An 18,705-nucleotide genomic window follows, 5' to 3' on the forward strand; every position below is an offset into this window, starting at 1 on the left:
GGTCATGCCTCCTCAGTACACTGCCCGCACCTCTCACTGTTCCCGCAACCACCTACTTGGCATCCCTCAACGATGCCCAGCGTAGCGATCACCTCTTTGGCCTTCTGGCGGTTGCTGGCGTCAGTGCTTACGGAGCGCTGCACGTCGATTTCATGCAGGCGGAAGCGGTGGTAAATCTCACGGGTGGTTTCGGTATCACTGTTGGAAATGACAACCGATGCGCCATATTTGCGGTTCACTTCCAGCAGCTCAGCCGCTAACTGGCGGTGGTGCTTCTCGGTGAATGGCTCGGTGTGGTATTGGGTGAAATTGGCGGTTTCGCTGGCTGGCAGGTACGGCGGATCGCAGTAGATCGCTTCATCCGTTCCAACCATCATTTTGAGGGTATTTTGAAACGAGCTGCACAGAAAAATAGCTTTGGTGTCGTTGGCCTTCTCAGCAAACTGGCGGATCTCCGCTTCCGGGAAGTAAGGCGCGGTTTTGTGCTGGCCAAACGGCACGTTATAACCGCCGTTCTGGTTGTAACGTACCACACCATTGTAGCCGTGGCGGTTGAGGTAGAGAAACAGAGCCACGCGAGCCACATCCAGCAGACCTTTTGTGCCGTTGAAAATGCGGCGGTTCTGTAAGTATTCCTCTTTGGAATTGCCGGTCGCAAAGAGCGGGCGCGCAAGATCAATAACCAGCTCAGGGTTGCTTTTGACCTCACGATAAAGGCGGATCAGGTCTGGGTTGATATCCGCAAGGATATAGCGGCGATAATCGGTATTGAGGAACACGGAAGCGCCGCCAACAAAAGGCTCAACGAGGCAACCAGCCTTTGGTAAATGCGGCAGTAATTCAGGCATCACGCGGCTTTTGCCACCGGGCCATTTGAGTAGTGATCGAATCATCTTGCTTTCCCCTTGGTGCAGGAAGCCCGGCGCGATGATGCGCCTGACTACTGGTTAATCATTCAGTGGTTAATTGACTGCGCCATCCGGCGCGGGTGGTGGTGGTTCGCGTAACGCCTGAATTTCAAGTCGCGGCGCAGCATGATCGGGAAACTCCCACGGCATCGCCGAAGCCAGCTCGGCAAGGCGCTTAATGCCCAACATCAGGCTCACTTTGTCCTGAGAGCTGAACTGTTCGAAAGGCATGGTGAGATGGGAATGAGTCAGCGACGGCAGATCTTTAAACCGCTGCGCGGCTTCGTTTGCCAGCAGGATGATCGCTTTTTTCTGAGTCTCGCCCAGACGGTTGAAACGCCTCGCCGTGTCATTGGTACGGGAAACTGAAATGCTCGACTGCAAATGCGCGCGCTGCTGTAGGAACATCTGACGCCCGGATACTGGTTTTTCTTGTCCGATACTCATAATCCTATCCCCCATCACTACCACTTATCAGGCGCACTACTCGCAAGTAATGCCTCGGATAAGTGCCGGGTTTTAGCCATGTCCGGCGCATGGTTTTGTGGTAATTTCGTTATGCCGCCTTCCAGCAAGAAGCAAGCGGCATAACTACCCACCAACAAAAGGAAATAAAAAGTTGGAAGATGAAAAAATTATTAAACTCCTGAGTTCCGTCATTGAAGCACTGGAATCCGTAGACGCCAGACCCGCTAATAACAATGGGGTATCGGAAACTATTCGCGATCTGGCGAATAAGATTCATCATGTCGCGTATGAGAAATACCCTCATACTGGCGGCGCTTGGGAGTGTTAATCACTTGTTCCAGCCTCCGATAGCATTAAGGAGGCTTTTACATAATTCTGGGGTTAATTCAATGCTTATGGCTACCGGGCTTTTTATACACAGAGTCTTATTTTTATCGGCTGAAGAATGCTGACCAATATCAGATTGCTTGTAGTGGTGGGGTATATCACCTTCATGTACGCGTACAATAACCCCCTGAATTTCGTTAATTGTTTCAGCATCCACTTCATCAGAACACGCTGCGAGAAAGCATAAATGGTTGAGGCTATGTTTTAATAGATCAAGAGAGTAAGCATCAGGTCGTGTCCCGCACTTGTTATCTGTATGGAAGAGTTTAAGTACTTTATTAATTCTAGCTTCGTATTCTTCTTTCATTTTTATCTCCGTGATTTTAAGTTTGCTTTCTCGCGGGCTATTGGTGACTGAATGCGCCATCACTTAACAAAGTGACGACAGGTAGAAAAAGATTTTCTGTTACTTAATGACTACAGTAGCTTTTTAAAAAAACCTGCCAAGGTATTAAATAAACCTTTTTTTATCTTCTTCGTATAAACAAAAGGCTTACTCATACCTTTAATGAACCGTACCTTATTTGGCTCTGGCTTAAAGAAACGCCCATCAGGGTATTCTATCCAGCCGCGAGTATTGCGGTAGTGCGTAACCTGACAGCCTTGTTTAAGCAGACTGGCAAGTGATGGATCGTTACTTTTCATATCGCATACCTGTTACAGTTGCCTGCGTGCCTTGCGTTCTACTTCTTCACGGCGGGCTTTAAATTTAGAGAACGCTTTTAATTTCTGCTGTCTTACTTTTTCACACCGCTGCCTGATTAGAAACTTAATTAAATTAACAATCAGCACAGCAAAAATAAAAATGCCGACAATCATTTCAATTTTCATAACTTTTTACACCCTTCAGCCTTTCAATTGTTCGCATTGCTTCAGCTATGGTAAAATCACGGCCATAATAATTATCGACACCGCCTTTATCGTCCCATTTGTTAATTAAATAACTATCTCTCTTAATAAAATTTCTTGGCGACCTACGGATAGTGAATCCAGCCGTATGCACATAAACGTTTTTGCCGACCTGAACCAGTCCAGGAATGCTACCTGCATGTGATCCGTGCTTTGAATAGCGCTTTTTCATAATTAAAGCCCTATCCACAACAACCAGGCGTCACGTTGTTCTTTAGGGCGATTAAAGTAAGCATCACGCATCGCTCGGTTGAACTCAGGAATATAGATCCAATTTTCTGCGCGGGCACCCAAGCTTTCCGGGTTCTTCCACGGGATGATTGGTAACTTACCGTCTTCAATCATGCTTTTCACTGTGGCCGCTTTTTTACCGATCAACTCGGCAAATTTTGGGTAAGGCACAGCATCCACGGCGTGACGTACCTCAATGAATCCCTCTAACTCTTTTTCGGTCATATGTCATAATCCCCTTGGCGCCATGCGCTTGGTTCGTCTTACAACTGCTTAAATTAGCAGTTACCTAACCCGCCCAGATGGTTCCGAATTATGAACCAGATGGGCAAATACTAGATCACAACTCGGAACCACGTCAATGCTTATAGCTGAAAAATTAAAAGCCATTCGCTCAGCTGAGGGACTTAGCCAGTCTCAGTTCTGCAAAATCATGGAGATACCGATTAGTACCCTAAAAAAACTTGAAGGCGGCTACAACGAACCCGGGTGGAACACGCTAACTAAGCTCACGCAACACCCATTATTTGAGAAATACACGATGTGGCTAATGACAGGTAAGACAGCACCACAAGCCGGGCAAATTGCTCCGCCTCTCTCCCCTGATGGGCAAGAGAAAATAAAATCACGCCATTCCGGCCGGAAGATTGGCTAAAACTCTATTTTTTCTTTGCGCTGGATCGAGGCGCGCACAATGACAACCTCACTGGAGGGCTTCGGTATGTCGATTAAGAAGCTCGAAGGTGGTCAATATGAAGTAGATGTATGGCCCCGCGGGCGTAATGGAAAACGAATCCGCAGGCGATTTGAGAAGAAACAAGAGGCTGTGCTTTTTGAACGCTATGTTCTAGCCAACGCCGACAAAAAAGAATGGCTGGGCGCGAGCGTAGACCGCCGCACCTTAAGTGAATTGCTAGATACCTGGTGGCTGCTGTACGGGCAGACTCAGGAAAATGGTGAGATTGAAAAGCGGCACCTGAATAAGACGATTAGGGCATTGGGAGATCCAACCGTTAACAGGTTGAGTAAACGCACCATTGCACAACACAGAGGCCAACGTCTGGAAGATGGGATCAGCGCAGCAACGATCAACCGCGATGTATACCGTTTTTCAGGTATGTTCAGCACGCTGATCAAGCTGGATGAATTCAGGAAGGAAAATCCCTGCAAAGGTCTGGAACCACTGAAAGAAACACCGCCTGCTATGACTTACCTCGCAAAATCGGAGATCAGCAGGTTGCTGAATACCCTGACCGGCGATGATCGGCGCATAGCATTATTATGCCTTAGTACTGGCGCACGTTGGGGAGAAAGCATCACATTGCGTAGTGAGCAAGTAAACCATGGGCGTGTCACATTCCTTAAGACCAAAAACGGCAAAAAACGGACGGTTCCGATATCGGAAGAACTGGAGGGTGAGATCAAAACCAGCGACACCGGGCCGCTGTTCAAAGTTGATTATGAAAACTTCTGCGAACGGCTCAAACAGGTTAAACCCGATCTGCCACGCGGGCAGGCCACACATGTGCTTAGGCACACCTTTGCAAGCTGGTTCATGATGAACGGGGGAAACATAATCGCGCTACAGCAAATTCTGGGGCACGCCAACATACAACAGACGATGGTTTATGCTCACCTTGCCCCCGATTACTTGCAATATGCAGTGACGTTAAACCCGCTTGGTGGTGGTCTGTCGGTGTGACAATGTTGTCTACATCTTGTCTACACCTGCAATGCTAAACGCTTCCTGTAACTGCTTCTAGCGGTTACAGGATAGCTTGATTTAAAAGGGATTTTTTCTAAGTGCCTGAAAAAAAATCCCGCCATCATGGCGGGGGAAGACAGGCATAGAGTTTTATGATCTACTGATTGCGCAAACAAATTCAATGAGATCACCTCTATGCCTGTTTATTCAGTATGCCAGAAGTTTTTCCGGGGCGCTTTAGCCCCCTTTCACCAATATCGACAAAATGCCCTTCTCGACGCTACTGTTGCTGTAACTTGTGAAGCCTCTCTTACCCTGACCAATATTGGGCGTTATTTGCCGGGAACAGCCCAGGTCAAAAATAAGATAAAACGCGTTGGTCGACTGTGGGGTACTTCTGCACTTCACCGCGATATTCCCCTGATTTTTCGTAATATTACGTCTCTATTCACCCGCAAATTACCCTGGTGTGTTATTGCTGTCGATTGGAGCGGCTACCCCTCTCAGGAGTATCACGTTCTGTGTGCAAGTTTACTTTGTGACGGGCGTTCCATTCCTCTAATCAGCCCTATCTTGCCTTCTAAAAAACAAAATGACTCCCTGGCTCAAAAGGCTTTTATCAATGATTTGGCTGCTGCTATTCCTACCGTTAGCCGGGTAACGATAGCGACAGATGCCGGTTTTCGTTGTTCGTGGTTTCATCAGGTTCGCGAGCTAAGATGGGACTTTGTTGGCAGAGTTCGCGGAGCGGTGTATTTCAGATTAAACAACGATGAACAATGGCGGCAATTGAAGGACCTGAGCGTTAAGCCTTCGACAGAGTATTTGGGTTATGGGGTGTGAGCAATTTGATTTTGGACTACGGGCAAGTCAAAGCAAAACCGGTCCACGGCTTGCCGTGTTATACCTGTTGGCAACGCTTAGTACAATAGTGCTGTGGTTAATGGGATATCATCTTGAAAATAAAGGATTACATCTACGACATCAGGCAAATAGCACAAAGCATCGGCGTGTTATTTCCTCTCTGACATTAGCGGAGAATGTCTTACGACACTCTCCGCTATTAGTAAGGCGGATAAAGTTGAGATCTCTCCTCATCTATCTAAAACATACCGAAGTAGGGTGCTGATCTATTGATGAGGGATTTCTGGGGATCCCTCAAACTTACGGTGCCATTTTTACTGGTACCCTTAGCGATACACCAGTAGATGATAACATCAGCCAGATCCCAATAATGATGGAATAACAACAAGCAACGAAAAACCCCACCAATATTGATAAATTGTCATGCGGAGCGTTCCCTTGCCAGACCACTAAAATCACTAAAAATCAGTGCTATCACCAAACCGGTGGCACCATGTACTTCTCCTCCGATAAAAAGAAAGCATAGAAAAGCCGCTTTTAGTGGCTGTCCCCCCCCAGAACGGCTAGAATAAATTCCGTTGATCGGTAATTCGAATCGCCCATCGTAGGTGAGTTATTTATAATGTGGTTTTATGACTAATTTTATTTTTTATCGTCACTTATACCCTAAATAATTCAAGTGGCAGCAAGGTGGCAACGCAGCGACAAATCGGTCGGGAACCGATTTAAACAGCGTTTGTGCAGGGCCGCAGGCTGAGCTTCAGGGCTAAGGTTCATTAATCCTCAAGCACTTAACACCAGTAAGTGACTGGGGTGAACAAGGAAAGCCATCGCACAGGCAGTTTGAAGTATGATGAATATATATCAATCATTTACTGGTAAACAATAAGTTATCCTCCGTGAATATAAACGTCGTTAGTTTGCTGAACGGTAACTATATCCTGTTACTGTTCGTGGTACTCGCACTAGGGCTGTGCCTCGGTAAAGTTCGCTTGGGTTCCGTTCAACTCGGAAATTCCATTGGTGTTTTGGTGGTTTCTTTGCTGCTAGGCCAGCAACACTTCGCCATTAATACCGAAGCGCTGAATCTCGGCTTTATGTTATTTATTTTCTGCGTGGGCGTGGAAGCCGGGCCTAACTTTTTCTCAATTTTCTTCCGCGATGGCAAAAATTACCTGATGTTGGCGCTGGTGATGGTCGGTTCAGCAATGGTAATCGCCATCGGACTTGGCAAAATGTTCCACTGGAACATCGGATTAACTGCTGGCATGCTAGCCGGTTCGATGACTTCAACGCCGGTACTGGTGGGCGCTGGCGATACACTACGTAGCACCATGGTCAATAGTTCAGCCCTTTTGACGGCGCAGGATCATTTGAGCCTTGGCTACGCCCTGACTTACCTGATCGGTCTGGTAAGCCTGATCTTCGGCGCACGCTACCTACCAAAGCTACAACATCAGGATCTATCCACTTCAGCCCAACAGATCGCCCGCGAGCGTGGCTTGGATAGCGATAGCCAACACAAAGTCTATTTGCCGGTGATCCGTGCCTACCGCGTCGGACCAGAGTTGGTAGCCTGGGCTGATGGTAAGAACCTGCGCAAATTGGGCATCTATCACCAGACTGGCTGTTACATTGAGCGCATTCGCCGCAACGGCATTCTGGCCAATCCAGATGGTGATGCAGTGCTACAAGTGGGCGATGAGATCTCACTGGTTGGCTACCCAGACGCCCACGCACGCTTAGATCCCAACTTCCGCAACGGCAAGGAGGTATTTGACCGCGATTTGCTTGATATGCGCATCGTCACCGAAGCCATCGTGGTGAAAAATAGCAACGCGGTAAACAAGCGTTTGAGTCAGCTCAAGCTAACCGACCACGGCTGCTTCCTCAACCGAGTGATCCGCAGCCAGATTGAAATGCCTATTGATGACAGTATCGTGCTCCATAAGGGCGATATATTACAGGTGAGCGGCGACACACGCCGGGTGAAGAACGTGGCGGAGAAGATCGGTTTTATCTCAATCCACAGCCAGGTAACCGACCTGCTGGCATTCTGCGCCTTCTTTATCATCGGCTTACTGATTGGCCAGATCACCATTCAGTTCAGCCATTTCTCGTTCGGTATTGGCAATGCCGCTGGCCTGCTGATATCCGGTATCATGCTCGGCTTCCTACGCGCCAACCATCCGACCTTTGGATACATCCCGCAAGGTGCATTAAACATGGTGAAAGAATTCGGCCTCATGATTTTTATGGCCAGCGTGGGCCTGAGCGCGGGTACCGGCATCAGCCACAGCCTGGGTACAATCGGCGGTAAGATGCTGATCGCCGGGTTGCTGGTCAGCCTTGTGCCAGTGGTGCTCTGTTTCCTGTTCGGTGCCTACGTGCTGCGTATGAACCGCGCCCTGCTGTTTGGTGCGATCATGGGCGCTCGCACCTGCGCACCGGCAATGGAAATCATCAGCGATACTGCGCGTAGTAACATTCCTGCATTGGGCTATGCTGGCACCTACGCCATCGCTAACGTGCTATTAACGCTGGCGGGTTCGCTGATCGTCGTATTGTGGCCGGAGATACCCGGATAGCCGATCAGCGCGCAGCAGGAAAGGCGGTAAAAATATTTTTGCTTTTTTGTTACCATTGAGAACTTATGTTGCCAGAGGCAGTCTGATTGAGTGCCACTGCTTTTCTTTGATGTTCCCAATTTGTGGAGCCAGATAATCTCGCCTTTTAGGTTCAAGATTATCGGTTTTTTATTTTCTAACGTTTATCGTCTTCCCCGCTCCGGCAATAAAACCCGCCTAAAGTGAACTGTCCAGGGCCAAAATGTCAATTCAAATAGCCTAGTGGGATAGGCTCTAAATCGCCTTAGAGTAAACCTCCCCCTCTTCCCCCTTATGCTGCCCTTTTCCTACCCGCATAGGAGATGAGACAAGAGGGATCAGAACTGGTATTTAACGCCCACGTTGTAGCCTTCTCTGCCCACCTACCGAGCTATACTCCCCCACAGGCTCAGATCGCGGTTCAGCTTTCCTTCCACGCCTGCTTTCAGTTCCCAGTGAATTCGTCAGGGTGACCAGAGGCCTGTTGTAACCGGTCTCCAGCGAGGCCCCCCCCCCCTTTTTTCGCAAAGGGTTTACTCAGAGAATCGAGCGACATAATCTTAATTTACGCAAACATATTAAGCGACTGACACGTAAAACAATATGTTATCCACGTTCATTTTAGATACATGAAAAAGTTATTGGTGCCTATATTGAAAGACACCACTACAACCCTTCGGAGTCATGACAAGCTATTTTATTTGTCATTTTGGCCCTGGGCAGTACTCACCATCCCCACGTACTACATATACGCGCCGGTTGTTGCGCGCTGTCGGTATCCAAACTGGCAGCAACAATGTACGCCTATTGAGATAGGCTCTTAGCTGGCTGAATTTTATTTGGTACCAAATATCTTGTCGCCCGCGTCACCCAAGCCCGGCACAATGTAGCCCTTCTCATCAAGGTATTGATCGATAGGGGCGGTGTACAGCTCAACATCAGGATGCGCCTTCTCCAACGCGGCGATACCCTCCGGCACCGCTACCAGCACCAGTACTTTGATACTGTTGCAGCCTGCTTTCTTCAGCAGATCGAGGGTAGCGATCATCGAACCGCCAGTGGCCAGCATCGGGTCAACGACCAGTGCCATACGCTCTTCAATGTTAGAAGCCAGCTTTTGGAAGTAAGGCACGGGTTTGAGGGTTTCTTCATCGCGGTAAACACCCACTACGCTGATACGCGCACTTGGGAGGTGTTCCAGTACTCCTTCAATCATGCCCAAACCCGCGCGCAGAATGGGTACGATGGTAATTTTTTTCCCTTTAAGTTGATCCACTTCAACCGGCCCACACCAGCCTTCAACGGTGGCTCGCTCCGTCTCCAGGTCAGCGGTCGCTTCATAGGTTAGCAAGCTACCCACTTCAGCGGCCAACTCACGGAAGCGTTTGGTACTGATGTCATGCTCACGCATCAGGCCAATTTTGTGCTTTACCAGCGGATGTTTCACCTCAACGATCTTCATCATTTTTCTCCTATAAAGGCGGCTGACGGCCAAAAATCGCCGAATTATACCGTCTTTTTACGGCTACACCCACTCACCCTGGCCCAACAGTGATCAACAGAAGTTTGGATAGCAGTATAAAGGATGAAAAGCAGAGCCAGCTCACAAGCCACTCGCAAACGTTTGCCCGCACTGTTAGAATTGCCGCGCCTTAATTCCGGCACCAATACCGGAAGCACCGTTTTTAAACCGCAAACCGCCGTGGGGATCGCGCAGTGACCGATAAAACCTCTCTCAGCTATAAAGACGCAGGTGTCGATATCGATGCTGGCAACACATTGGTAGACCGCATCAAAGGTGTCGTTAAACAGACCCGTCGCCCGGAAGTGATGGGTGGCCTGGGCGGGTTTGGTGCCCTGTGTGCATTGCCACAGAAATACCGCGAACCGGTGCTGGTTTCCGGTACTGATGGTGTAGGTACTAAGCTACGTCTGGCCATGGATCTGAAACGCCACGACACCATTGGCATCGATCTGGTTGCCATGTGCGTGAACGATCTGGTGGTTCAGGGCGCTGAGCCGCTGTTCTTCCTCGATTACTACGCCACCGGCAAACTCGACGTGGACACCGCCGCCAGCGTGGTTACGGGCATCGCCGAAGGTTGCAAGCAATCTGGCTGTGCGTTGGTGGGCGGTGAAACCGCTGAAATGCCGGGCATGTACCACGGTGCAGACTATGATGTGGCTGGCTTCTGCGTAGGTGTGGTCGAGAAATCCAACATCATTGACGGCAGCTTGGTGCAGTCCGGCGATGCCCTAATCGCCTTGGGCGCTTCCGGCCCGCACTCCAACGGCTACTCATTGGTGCGCAAAATCCTGGAGGTCAACAACACCGACCCCGCTACCACCCTGCTGGCAGGCAAAACGCTGGCGGATCACCTGCTAGCCCCAACCAAAATTTACGTGAAATCGGTACTGGAACTGATCGAGACAGTCGAAGTACACGCCATCGCCCACCTGACCGGTGGCGGTTTCTGGGAAAATATCCCGCGCGTGCTGCCAGCAGGCATACAAGCGGTGATCGACGAAGCCAGTTGGCAATGGCCAGCAGTATTCCATTGGTTACAGCAGGCCGGCAACGTCAGCCGCCATGAGATGTATCGTACTTTCAACTGCGGCGTGGGCATGGTTATTGCCCTGCCGGAAGCCGAGGTGGAAGCCGCCCTCGCGTTGCTAAATGCAACAGGGGAAAATGCGTGGAAGATCGGTAAACTGACCGCATCGGCGAGCGAGCAACAGGTGGTCATCAACGGATGAAAAAGATCGTGGTGTTGATTTCTGGTCAAGGGAGCAATCTCCAGGCACTCATTGATGCCTGCCAGCAGGGGCAGATCAGTGCCAAGATCGTGGCAGTATTCAGCAATAAGGCGCAGGCTTACGGTCTTCAGCGCGCCAAAGCGGCAGGTATTGCCGCTCACGCGCTGGACGCCAACGCTTACCAGGATCGCGCGGCGTTCGACGCAGCCTTGGCCGACGCCATCGACCAATATCAGCCTGATCTGGTGGTACTGGCTGGTTATATGCGTATCCTCAACCCGCCGTTCGTGCAGCGCTATGCTGGCCGCATGCTGAATATCCACCCTTCCCTATTGCCAAAATACCCTGGGCTGCATACCCACCGTCAAGCCATAGACAATGGTGATAGCGAACACGGCACCTCGGTGCATTTCGTGACCGAACAGCTCGACGGCGGCCCGGTGATCCTACAGGCCAAGGTGCCTATCTTCCCCGGTGACGAAGAAGATGATGTGATCGCGCGGGTACAGGCGCAGGAACACACCCTTTATCCATTGGTGGTGAATTGGTTTGTCACTGGTCGGCTGGTGATGCGTGAAAACGCCGCCTGGCTGGACGGTGAGCACCTACCCGCACCAGGGCATGCCGCTGACTGAACGCGGCAGCCTGCCCCCCCATATTTTTTTCGCCATAAGCCATTCCCTGAAGTTATACTTTGTACAATTTCGCGATTAAAGAGGAACACAGATGTCCAGCACTACTAGTGTCAGGCTACGCCCATTGGAACGGGATGATTTGGCGTTCGTCCACCAGATGGACAACAACGCCAGTGTGATGCGTTATTGGTTTGAAGAACCCTATGAAGCCTTTATGGAGCTTTCCGATCTCTACAACAAACACATCCACGATCAGAGCGAACGGCGTTTTATCATCGAACACCAAAGCAGCAAAGTCGGGTTGGTGGAACTGGTGGAGATCAATCACATCCACCGCCGTGCAGAATTCCAGATCATCATAGATCCGGCGCACCAAGGCAAAGGCTACGCCAGTAGTGCCGTCCGCCTGGCGATGGATTACGGCTTCTCGGTGCTCAACCTGTACAAGCTGTACCTGATTGTCGATAAGGAAAACGCCAAGGCGATCCATATCTACAGCAAATTGGGGTTTAACGTAGAAGGCGAACTGATCGATGAGTTCTTTGTCAGTGGCGAATACCGCACCGTATTGCGCATGTGTATCTTCCAGCCGCAGTACCTGGAGAAGTTCACGATCCTCAGCGATAAATCATTGGTGAAATGAAAAAAACTGCGAAAGCGGTCTTTTGTTATTTAAATTCGAATAATCGGCCATATCGCCTGCTACTATCATTCCTTGATACGGCTGACGTGTCATCACGCACAGGATAGTTGGACTTTCCTGCCCATCTCTCGCGATAATGACAAATAGAGCAGTATCCGGGTGTTGCATCCCGGATCTTTTCTAAATTGAAGGGGGAGCAGTAATGGGTCAGGAAAAGCTCTACATCGAAAAAGAACTAAGCTGGTTATCCTTTAATGAACGTGTGTTGCAGGAAGCCGCAGATAAAAGCAATCCCCTGATTGAGCGCATGCGTTTTCTCGGCATTTACTCCAACAACCTCGACGAGTTCTATAAAGTCCGCTTTGCCGACCTCAAGCGGCGCATCTTGATCAATGAAGAGCAAGGCTCCGCTGACGACTCCCGCCACCTACTAAAAAAAATTCAGGCCAAAGTGTTAGAAACCGATCAGGAGTTCGACAGCCTGTATAACGATCTATTGCTGGAGATGGCACGCAACCAAATCTTCCTGATCAACGAACGCCAAATCTCGGAAAACCAGCAAATCTGGCTAAGGCAGTATTTCAAACAGCAATTGCGCCAGCACATCACGCCAATCTTGATCAATCACGACACCAATCTGGCACAGTTCCTAAAAGACGATTACACCTATCTGGCGGTAGAGATTATCCAGGGGACACGCATCGACTACGCGCTGCTGGAAATCCCATCCGACAAAGTGCCACGCTTTGTCAATCTGCCGCCAGAAGCGCCACGCCGCCGCAAGCCGATGATCCTGCTGGACAACATTTTACGCTACTGCCTGGATGATATCTTCAAGGGTTTCTTCGACTACGATGCACTTAACGCCTACTCGATGAAAATGACCCGCGATGCGGAATACGACCTGGTCACCGAGATGGAAACCAGCCTATTAGAACTGATGTCTTCCAGTTTGAAGCAACGCCTCACCGCCGAGCCAGTACGCTTTGTCTACCAAAGTGATATGCCGAACCCGATGGTGGAGTTGCTGTGCGGCAAGCTTGGCATCTCCAACTACGATTCAGTGATCGCCGGTGGCCGCTACCATAATTTCAAAGACTTCATCAGCTTCCCGAATGTCGGCAAAGCCAACCTTGTCAACAAGCCACTGCCACGGCTACGCCATAGCTGGTTCGACCGCTTCCGCAACGGCTTTGATGCCATCCGCGAAAAAGACGTGCTGCTGTATTACCCCTACCACACCTTCGAGCATGTGCTGGAACTGCTACTTCAGGCATCGTTCGATCCCAGCGTACTGGCGATAAAGATCAATATTTACCGCGTGGCAAAGGACTCACGCATCATCGAATCGATGATCCACGCCGCGCACAATGGCAAAAAGGTCACGGTAGTGGTCGAGCTGCAAGCACGCTTTGATGAAGCGGCCAATATCCACTGGGCCAAGCGCCTGACCGAAGCTGGCGTACACGTTATTTTCTCGGCACCGGGGCTGAAAATACATGCCAAACTATTCTTGATTTCGCGCCGTGAAGGCGAAGCAATCGTGCGTTATGCCCATATCGGCACCGGTAATTTTAATGAAAAGACGGCACGTAGCTATACCGACTATTCGTTGCTGACTGCGGACTCGCGCATCACCAAAGAAGTGCGCCGGGTGTTCAACTTTATTGAGAACCCGTACCGGCCAGTCACCTTCAACCACCTGATGGTGTCGCCACAGAACTCACGGCTGAAACTGTATCAACTGATCGACAACGAAATCGCCAATGCCCAGGCTGGAGAGCAAGCCGGGATCATGCTAAAAATCAATAATTTGGTGGATAAGGGATTGGTAGATAGGTTATATAGTGCCTCCGCTGCGGGGGTGAAAATCCGCCTGTTGGTGCGTGGCATGTGTTCTTTGATTCCCCACTTGCCGGGGATCAGTGACAATATCCAGATAATCAGCATCGTTGACCGCTATCTGGAACACGATCGGGTCTACGTTTTCACCAACAAAGGTGACAAACAGGTTTATCTGTCCTCCGCCGACTGGATGACCCGTAACATAGATTACCGCATCGAAGTGGCGGTATCGCTACTTGACCCAACGTTGAAACAGCGCGTTCTGGATATTCTAGAGATCCTGTTCAGCGATACAGTCAAAGCCCGCTATCTAGATAAAAAACTGAGCAACCAGTACGTGCCACGCGGTAATCGCCGGAAGATACGCGCTCAGGTCACTATTTATGAATATTTAAAAGCTCTGGAACAACCAGGACAATAGGCCAGCCACTATGCCGCTAAAAAGCACTGCAACCACCAAACCACAGGAATTCGCTGCCATCGACCTCGGCTCGAACAGTTTTCACATGGTGATAGCCCGCGTCGTCAACGGTGCCTTACAAGTGTTGAGCCGCTTAAAACAGCGGGTGTTCCTCGCCGAAGGATTGGATAGCGACAATGTGCTCAACGAAGAGGCGATAACACGCGGCCTGGCTTGCCTGGCACTGTTCGCTGAACGGCTACGGGGTTTCCCGGCGGATAATGTCACCATCGTCGGTACCCATGCCCTGCGCCAAGCGGTAAATGCGGAAGTGTTCCTCAAGCGCGCTGCCAAAGTCATCCCCTATCCGATCGAAATTATCGCCGGTCAGGAAGAAGCGCGTCTGATCTTTATGGGCGTGGCGCATACCCAGCCAGAAAAAGGCCGTAAGCTGGTGGTCGACATCGGTGGCGGTTCCACCGAGCTGGTAATCGGTGAAGACTTTGAACCGCTGTTAGCGGAAAGCCGCCGCATGGGCTGCGTCAGCTTCGCCCAGATGTTCTTCCCCGGCAGGGAGATCAGCAAAAAAAGCTTCCGCCGCGCACGTCTGGCGGCAGCGCAGAAGCTCGAGTCCCTAGCCTGGCAGTACCGCATTCAGGGCTGGCAGCATGCGCTGGGCACTTCGGGTACCATCAAGGCCACTCACGAAGTGCTGGTGGCGATGGGCAAGAAAGATGGCCTGATCACCCTGGAGCGGCTGGAGATGCTCGCCGAGCAGGTGCTGCCCTATAAAAATTTCAGTTCGCTGAGCCTGCCGGGGTTATCAGAAGAGCGCCAGCCGGTATTCGTAGCGGGTCTGGCCATCCTGTGCGGCGTATTTGACGCGCTGGCGATCGGAGAGTTGCGCCTTTCCGGTGGTGCATTGCGTGAAGGCGTGTTGTATGAAATGGAAGGCCGTTTCCGCCATCAGGACATCCGCAGTCGCACCGCCAAAAGCCTGGCCGATCATTACAACATTGACCGTGAGCAAGCCAAGCGGGTGTTGGAAACCAGCGAACTATTATATTCACAGTGGATGGTGCAAAACACCAAACTGGTACAGCCGCAATTGGAAGCGTTACTGAAATGGGCCGCCATGCTGCACGAAGTGGGACTCAGCATCAACCAAAACGGGATGCAACGCCATTCGGCCTACATCCTTCAGAACTCCAACCTGCCGGGCTTCAACCAGGAACAACAACTGCTGCTGGCAGTACTGGTGCGCTTGCACCGCAAAGCTATCAAGCTGGAAGAGTTGCCGCGCCTGAACCTGTTCAAGAAAAAGCATTACCTGCCACTGATTCAACTACTGCGCCTGAGCATCCTGCTCAACAACCAGCGCCAATCAACCTCCACACCGGAGACCTTGCATCTTAGCACCCACGACAACCATTGGACGCTATGTTTCCCATGCGGGTATTTGGCGCAAAATAACCTGGTGCAGTTGGACCTCGAACGCGAGCAGGCTTATTGGAACGACATCGTGGGCTGGAAGCTGATGATTGAGGAAGAATGCACGTAGGATGCGCAATATTCAGCCTAGGCTGTTTGGCATCAATGGCCAAGAAGCCATCGTAGCCCCGCCGGTCATCGAGGTGCAGGGAACAGGGCCGATGTACCGACCCGACAACGTGGAGTAACGGCTCTAGGGGCGCGATCCGAGGAACTGGGGCGATTGCCGGATACCGCCTAGCGACAGCAACCAGAAATAAATGAATAATTTTGTCATCACCGCCTGAAATTCCGGTTACAATGTTCAGTATCAAGTCACATGGAAAATCGGCACAGTAGGCGATATATGCGTAAAATAACCCCTGGAAAAATAACGAAAATAGTGTTGTTTATCATCTTTATCATTGTGGTTGCTCGCCTGCTGTACGCCATCCTGGTCGTGGTGCCTGATCATCCGGAAAGCAAACTCGCCCCCAATCAGACGCGAGAAGGCATACTGGAGCGACATCGTGGACTGGAAGCTGATGATTGAGGAAGAATGCACGTAGGATGCGCAATGTTCAGCCTAGGCTGTATGGCGTCATTGGTCAAGAAGCCATCGCAGTCCCATCGGTCATTGAGGCGCAGGGAACAGAGCTGATGTACCAGCCCGACAACGCGGAGTATCGGCTTTAGGGGTGCGATCCGAGGAACTGGGGACATCGCCTAGCGACAGCAACCAGAAATAAATGAATAATTTTGTCACCACCGCCTGAAATTCCGGTTACAATGTTCAGTATCAAGTCGCATGGAAAAATCGGTACTACAGGCGATATATGCGTAAAATAACCCCCGGAAAAATAACGAAAATAGTGTTGTTTATCATCTTTATCGTTGTGGTTGCTCGCCTGCTGTATGCCATCTTAGTCGTGGTGCCTGATCATCCGGAAAAAAAACTCGCCCCCTATCAGAACACCAGCAAAGTCAGCCGAGAAAATCAGGACAGCATGCCCTGAAACTCATCCATTTCATCCAATGACACCTGTACAATACCTTCTATCGTTGAAAGAGCCTCAGCCAGTACCCGTTAAGGAATACCATGTCTGCCGCTACACATAATGTCAAAAAAGTCGCTGAATACCGTCAGCACATTATTTCGCTGCTACTAAATAATAAGGATCTGGTCGACGGCATACTCGGCCATCCGGGGGATGAAACCGCCCTCAGTCAGCACGAACTGCTGAACCAAACAGCGGAGATCTCCGGCCTGCTGGACGACATGCACGCCGCCGACCTGGCAGACCTGTTGGAAGCATTGCCGCAGGATGAACGCCTGGCACTATGGCGGCTGGTGGGCAACAGTAAACGCGGCCAAACATTGGTGGAAGTGGCCGAACCGGTGTGGGATAGCTTGATCGAAGAGATGAGCGATAAAGACCTGCTCAAGGCGATCAAGGCACTGGACGTCGACGAACAAGCCTACCTGGCGCAATACCTGCCGCGTAACCTGATGGGGCGGTTGCTGACCTCACTGGAACCAGAGCAGCGCGCTCAGGTGCGAGAGATGAGCCACTACGGCAAAGACACCGTTGGCTGGATGATGGATTTTGAACTGGTGACAGTGCGCCCGGATGTCACACTCGGCGCGGTGCACCGCTTCCTACGCATGCGCAAAACCATTCCAGACGCCACCGACAAACTGTTCGTCACCGATCGTAAAAACACCCTGCTGGGTGAATTACCACTCACTGCAGTGCTACTCAACGATCCAGAGACGCCAGTGCGCGAAGTCATGGATCACGATCCCACCCGCTTTCAACCAGAAGATAAAGCCGATGAAGCGGCCGGCGCTTTCGAACGTTATGATCTGATCAGTGCCCCGGTGATCGACGCCAAAGGCAAGTTGATGGGCCGCCTGACCATTGAAGAAATCGTCGATGCGGTCAACGAAGAAAGTGACAGCAATCTGCGCCGTTTGGGGGGCTTAAGCCCGGAAGAAGATGTGTTCGCTCCAGTCAGCAAGGCGGTGAAAACTCGCTGGACCTGGTTGGCGATCAACCTATGCACGGCGTTTATTGCCTCAAGGGTTATCGGCTTATTCGAACACACCATATCTCAACTGGTGGCATTGGCGGCATTAATGCCGATCGTCGCTGGCATCGGTGGCAATACCGGCAATCAAACCATCACCATGATCGTCCGTGCGCTGGCGCTGCACCAAATCGAAGCCGGCAACATTTCACGCCTGCTGCTCAGGGAACTGGGGGTCGCGCTCATCAACGGTGTTGTATGGGGCGGGATCATGGGCGTGATCACTTGGCTGCTGTATGGCGATCTAGCGATGGGCGGGGTGATGACACTGGCGATGATCCTCAACCTGCTGGTGGCAGCGCTAATGGGGGTGATGATCCCGATGACCATGATCAAACTGGGGCGCGATCCGGCGGTCGGCTCCAGCGTAATGATCACCGCACTGACTGATACCGGTGGTTTCTTCATCTTCCTTGGCCTGGCGACGTTGTTTTTGCTGTAATCTTGGACTCGCCGCCTGCTGAAATGCGGTATTCATCAGGCGGCGGTTCCCACGATGCTCGATCCCCTATTACTTTACCCGGTGTGCCGTAACGCCCTGATCTTTAGAGCAATGAGGATGTCAACGCGTTCTTCTGCAAAATTCCGTAAACCCGCTTTGTGTTTGATACTGGGGTTGTTAGTATAAATCATGGCGCGTTTCCTGATGCTTCATATCAAGAAACGTACCCATACCAAAACCGGTAACGCTCACCTTTCAAAGCTCAATGTCAGATCAAGTCTTTCTTCATGCTGCCTGCGCTGACCCAAATGAGTATCCTGTAAGGAGTGTGATTTTTGCGGTTG

General features: G+C 50.8%; 21 protein-coding genes and 2 pseudogenes. 15 read left to right on the forward strand and 8 right to left on the reverse strand.

The window, feature by feature from the left end:
- Positions 1-2: 2 nt before the first annotated feature.
- Both SYMBAF_RS10795 and SYMBAF_RS10800 read right to left on the reverse strand, forming a co-directional pair.
- Positions 3-893: a DNA adenine methylase gene (locus SYMBAF_RS10795; protein ID WP_052447845.1), complete on the reverse strand. Its 891-nt coding sequence runs from the start codon at positions 891-893 to the stop codon at positions 3-5.
- Positions 894-962: 69 nt separating this feature from the next.
- The gene (locus tag SYMBAF_RS10800; RefSeq protein WP_040266486.1) at positions 963-1,355 is read right to left on the reverse strand and encodes a hypothetical protein; all 393 of its coding nucleotides are present in this window, start codon (positions 1,353-1,355) and stop codon (positions 963-965) included.
- Between the two features lie 172 nt (positions 1,356-1,527).
- Between SYMBAF_RS10800 and SYMBAF_RS10805 the strand changes: the two genes are divergently transcribed.
- Positions 1,528-1,704: a hypothetical protein gene (locus tag SYMBAF_RS10805; RefSeq protein WP_160289784.1), complete on the forward strand. Its 177-nt coding sequence runs from the start codon at positions 1,528-1,530 to the stop codon at positions 1,702-1,704.
- Here SYMBAF_RS10805 and SYMBAF_RS10810 read toward each other — a convergent pair whose 3' ends face one another.
- The 5 genes from SYMBAF_RS10810 to SYMBAF_RS10830 all read right to left on the reverse strand — a co-directional run bounded on the left by SYMBAF_RS10810 (position 1,705) and on the right by SYMBAF_RS10830 (position 3,128).
- A complete protein-coding gene (locus SYMBAF_RS10810) occupies positions 1,705-2,070 on the reverse strand; it encodes a hypothetical protein (RefSeq protein WP_040266488.1) in 366 nt (121 codons plus the stop codon).
- Between the two features lie 110 nt (positions 2,071-2,180).
- Positions 2,181-2,408 (reverse strand): phage filamentation protein Fil family protein, encoded by a 228-nt coding sequence (locus tag SYMBAF_RS10815; protein ID WP_040266489.1) that lies wholly within the window; start codon positions 2,406-2,408, stop codon positions 2,181-2,183.
- A 12-nt stretch (positions 2,409-2,420) separates the two neighbouring features.
- Entirely contained in the window at positions 2,421-2,594 is a 174-nt protein-coding gene (locus SYMBAF_RS10820; RefSeq protein ID WP_162835911.1) for a hypothetical protein, read from the reverse strand.
- Positions 2,584-2,844 carry a DUF4761 family protein gene (locus tag SYMBAF_RS10825; RefSeq protein WP_052447685.1) on the reverse strand — a complete coding sequence of 87 codons (261 nt, stop codon included), beginning with the start codon at positions 2,842-2,844 and terminating at the stop codon, positions 2,584-2,586. The genes SYMBAF_RS10820 and SYMBAF_RS10825 overlap by 11 nt, the downstream gene beginning before the upstream one ends.
- Before the next feature lie 2 nt (positions 2,845-2,846).
- Positions 2,847-3,128 carry a Cox family DNA-binding protein gene (locus SYMBAF_RS10830; RefSeq protein ID WP_004956616.1) on the reverse strand — a complete coding sequence of 94 codons (282 nt, stop codon included), beginning with the start codon at positions 3,126-3,128 and terminating at the stop codon, positions 2,847-2,849.
- Positions 3,129-3,264: 136 nt separating this feature from the next.
- Here SYMBAF_RS10830 and SYMBAF_RS10835 point away from each other — a divergent pair, with 136 nt between their 5' ends.
- The 5 genes and pseudogenes from SYMBAF_RS10835 to SYMBAF_RS18705 form a co-directional block, all read left to right on the forward strand.
- The gene (locus SYMBAF_RS10835) at positions 3,265-3,558 is read left to right on the forward strand and encodes a helix-turn-helix domain-containing protein (RefSeq protein WP_040266491.1); all 294 of its coding nucleotides are present in this window, start codon (positions 3,265-3,267) and stop codon (positions 3,556-3,558) included.
- 66 nt (positions 3,559-3,624) lie between these two features.
- Positions 3,625-4,605, forward strand: coding sequence for a phage integrase (locus SYMBAF_RS10840; RefSeq protein ID WP_040266681.1), 981 nt, complete (start codon positions 3,625-3,627; stop codon positions 4,603-4,605).
- Between the two features lie 198 nt (positions 4,606-4,803).
- A pseudogene (locus tag SYMBAF_RS10845) lies at positions 4,804-5,745 on the forward strand (IS4 family transposase).
- A gap of 626 nt (positions 5,746-6,371) precedes the next feature.
- Positions 6,372-8,060 (forward strand): aspartate:alanine antiporter, encoded by a 1,689-nt coding sequence (locus SYMBAF_RS10850; protein WP_040266493.1) that lies wholly within the window; start codon positions 6,372-6,374, stop codon positions 8,058-8,060.
- Positions 8,061-8,604: 544 nt separating this feature from the next.
- Positions 8,605-8,766, forward strand: a pseudogene (locus SYMBAF_RS18705) (IS1 family transposase); the annotation flags it as partial.
- Positions 8,767-8,913: 147 nt separating this feature from the next.
- Here SYMBAF_RS18705 and upp read toward each other — a convergent pair.
- Entirely contained in the window at positions 8,914-9,540 is a 627-nt protein-coding gene (gene upp, locus SYMBAF_RS10860; protein ID WP_040266494.1) for a uracil phosphoribosyltransferase, read from the reverse strand.
- Between the two features lie 254 nt (positions 9,541-9,794).
- Between upp and purM the strand changes: the two genes are divergently transcribed.
- From purM to mgtE, 9 genes are all read left to right on the forward strand, one after another.
- Positions 9,795-10,835 (forward strand): phosphoribosylformylglycinamidine cyclo-ligase, encoded by a 1,041-nt coding sequence (gene purM, locus SYMBAF_RS10865; protein WP_040266495.1) that lies wholly within the window; start codon positions 9,795-9,797, stop codon positions 10,833-10,835.
- Positions 10,832-11,470 carry a phosphoribosylglycinamide formyltransferase gene (gene purN, locus SYMBAF_RS10870; protein ID WP_040266497.1) on the forward strand — a complete coding sequence of 213 codons (639 nt, stop codon included), beginning with the start codon at positions 10,832-10,834 and terminating at the stop codon, positions 11,468-11,470. The genes purM and purN overlap by 4 nt, the downstream gene beginning before the upstream one ends.
- A 91-nt stretch (positions 11,471-11,561) precedes the next feature.
- A complete protein-coding gene (gene speG, locus SYMBAF_RS10875) occupies positions 11,562-12,113 on the forward strand; it encodes a spermidine N1-acetyltransferase (protein WP_040266499.1) in 552 nt (183 codons plus the stop codon).
- Between the two features lie 202 nt (positions 12,114-12,315).
- Complete coding sequence (ppk1, locus tag SYMBAF_RS10880; protein WP_040266500.1) at positions 12,316-14,379, forward strand: polyphosphate kinase 1; 2,064 nt, start codon at positions 12,316-12,318, stop codon at positions 14,377-14,379.
- Between the two features lie 10 nt (positions 14,380-14,389).
- Entirely contained in the window at positions 14,390-15,919 is a 1,530-nt protein-coding gene (ppx, locus tag SYMBAF_RS10885) for an exopolyphosphatase (RefSeq protein WP_040266502.1), read from the forward strand.
- 276 nt (positions 15,920-16,195) lie between these two features.
- A complete protein-coding gene (locus tag SYMBAF_RS10890) occupies positions 16,196-16,381 on the forward strand; it encodes a DUF2633 family protein (RefSeq protein ID WP_040266503.1) in 186 nt (61 codons plus the stop codon).
- Positions 16,382-16,398: 17 nt separating this feature from the next.
- Positions 16,399-16,524, forward strand: coding sequence for a hypothetical protein (locus SYMBAF_RS18105; protein ID WP_267130287.1), 126 nt, complete (start codon positions 16,399-16,401; stop codon positions 16,522-16,524).
- Between the two features lie 140 nt (positions 16,525-16,664).
- Positions 16,665-16,844 carry a DUF2633 family protein gene (locus SYMBAF_RS10895; RefSeq protein WP_040266504.1) on the forward strand — a complete coding sequence of 60 codons (180 nt, stop codon included), beginning with the start codon at positions 16,665-16,667 and terminating at the stop codon, positions 16,842-16,844.
- 83 nt (positions 16,845-16,927) lie between these two features.
- Entirely contained in the window at positions 16,928-18,361 is a 1,434-nt protein-coding gene (gene mgtE / locus SYMBAF_RS10900) for a magnesium transporter (protein ID WP_040266505.1), read from the forward strand.
- Positions 18,362-18,705 lie beyond the last annotated feature (344 nt).

Origin of the sequence: Serratia symbiotica (genome assembly GCF_000821185.2) — a bacterium.
In the GTDB taxonomy this organism is placed as follows: Bacteria; Pseudomonadota; Gammaproteobacteria; order Enterobacterales; family Enterobacteriaceae; genus Serratia; species Serratia symbiotica.

Bases quoted from the DNA above. Each gene is read 5' to 3' on its own strand.
- SYMBAF_RS10795 (WP_052447845.1), bottom strand. From the start codon at position 893: ATGATTCGATCACTACTCAAATGGCCCGGTGGCAAAAGCCGCGTGATG.
- SYMBAF_RS10800 (WP_040266486.1), bottom strand. From the start codon at position 1,355: ATGAGTATCGGACAAGAAAAACCAGTATCCGGGCGTCAGATGTTCCTA.
- SYMBAF_RS10810 (WP_040266488.1), bottom strand. From the start codon at position 2,070: ATGAAAGAAGAATACGAAGCTAGAATTAATAAAGTACTTAAACTCTTC.
- SYMBAF_RS10815 (WP_040266489.1), bottom strand. From the start codon at position 2,408: ATGAAAAGTAACGATCCATCACTTGCCAGTCTGCTTAAACAAGGCTGT.
- SYMBAF_RS10820 (WP_162835911.1), bottom strand. From the start codon at position 2,594: ATGAAAATTGAAATGATTGTCGGCATTTTTATTTTTGCTGTGCTGATT.
- SYMBAF_RS10825 (WP_052447685.1), bottom strand. From the start codon at position 2,844: ATGAAAAAGCGCTATTCAAAGCACGGATCACATGCAGGTAGCATTCCT.
- SYMBAF_RS10830 (WP_004956616.1), bottom strand. From the start codon at position 3,128: ATGACCGAAAAAGAGTTAGAGGGATTCATTGAGGTACGTCACGCCGTG.
- SYMBAF_RS10835 (WP_040266491.1), top strand. From the start codon at position 3,265: ATGCTTATAGCTGAAAAATTAAAAGCCATTCGCTCAGCTGAGGGACTT.
- SYMBAF_RS10840 (WP_040266681.1), top strand. From the start codon at position 3,625: ATGTCGATTAAGAAGCTCGAAGGTGGTCAATATGAAGTAGATGTATGG.
- upp (WP_040266494.1), bottom strand. From the start codon at position 9,540: ATGAAGATCGTTGAGGTGAAACATCCGCTGGTAAAGCACAAAATTGGC.
- purN (WP_040266497.1), top strand. From the start codon at position 10,832: ATGAAAAAGATCGTGGTGTTGATTTCTGGTCAAGGGAGCAATCTCCAG.
- speG (WP_040266499.1), top strand. From the start codon at position 11,562: ATGTCCAGCACTACTAGTGTCAGGCTACGCCCATTGGAACGGGATGAT.
- ppk1 (WP_040266500.1), top strand. From the start codon at position 12,316: ATGGGTCAGGAAAAGCTCTACATCGAAAAAGAACTAAGCTGGTTATCC.
- ppx (WP_040266502.1), top strand. From the start codon at position 14,390: ATGCCGCTAAAAAGCACTGCAACCACCAAACCACAGGAATTCGCTGCC.
- SYMBAF_RS10890 (WP_040266503.1), top strand. From the start codon at position 16,196: ATGCGTAAAATAACCCCTGGAAAAATAACGAAAATAGTGTTGTTTATC.
- SYMBAF_RS18105 (WP_267130287.1), top strand. From the start codon at position 16,399: ATGCGCAATGTTCAGCCTAGGCTGTATGGCGTCATTGGTCAAGAAGCC.
- SYMBAF_RS10895 (WP_040266504.1), top strand. From the start codon at position 16,665: ATGCGTAAAATAACCCCCGGAAAAATAACGAAAATAGTGTTGTTTATC.
- mgtE (WP_040266505.1), top strand. From the start codon at position 16,928: ATGTCTGCCGCTACACATAATGTCAAAAAAGTCGCTGAATACCGTCAG.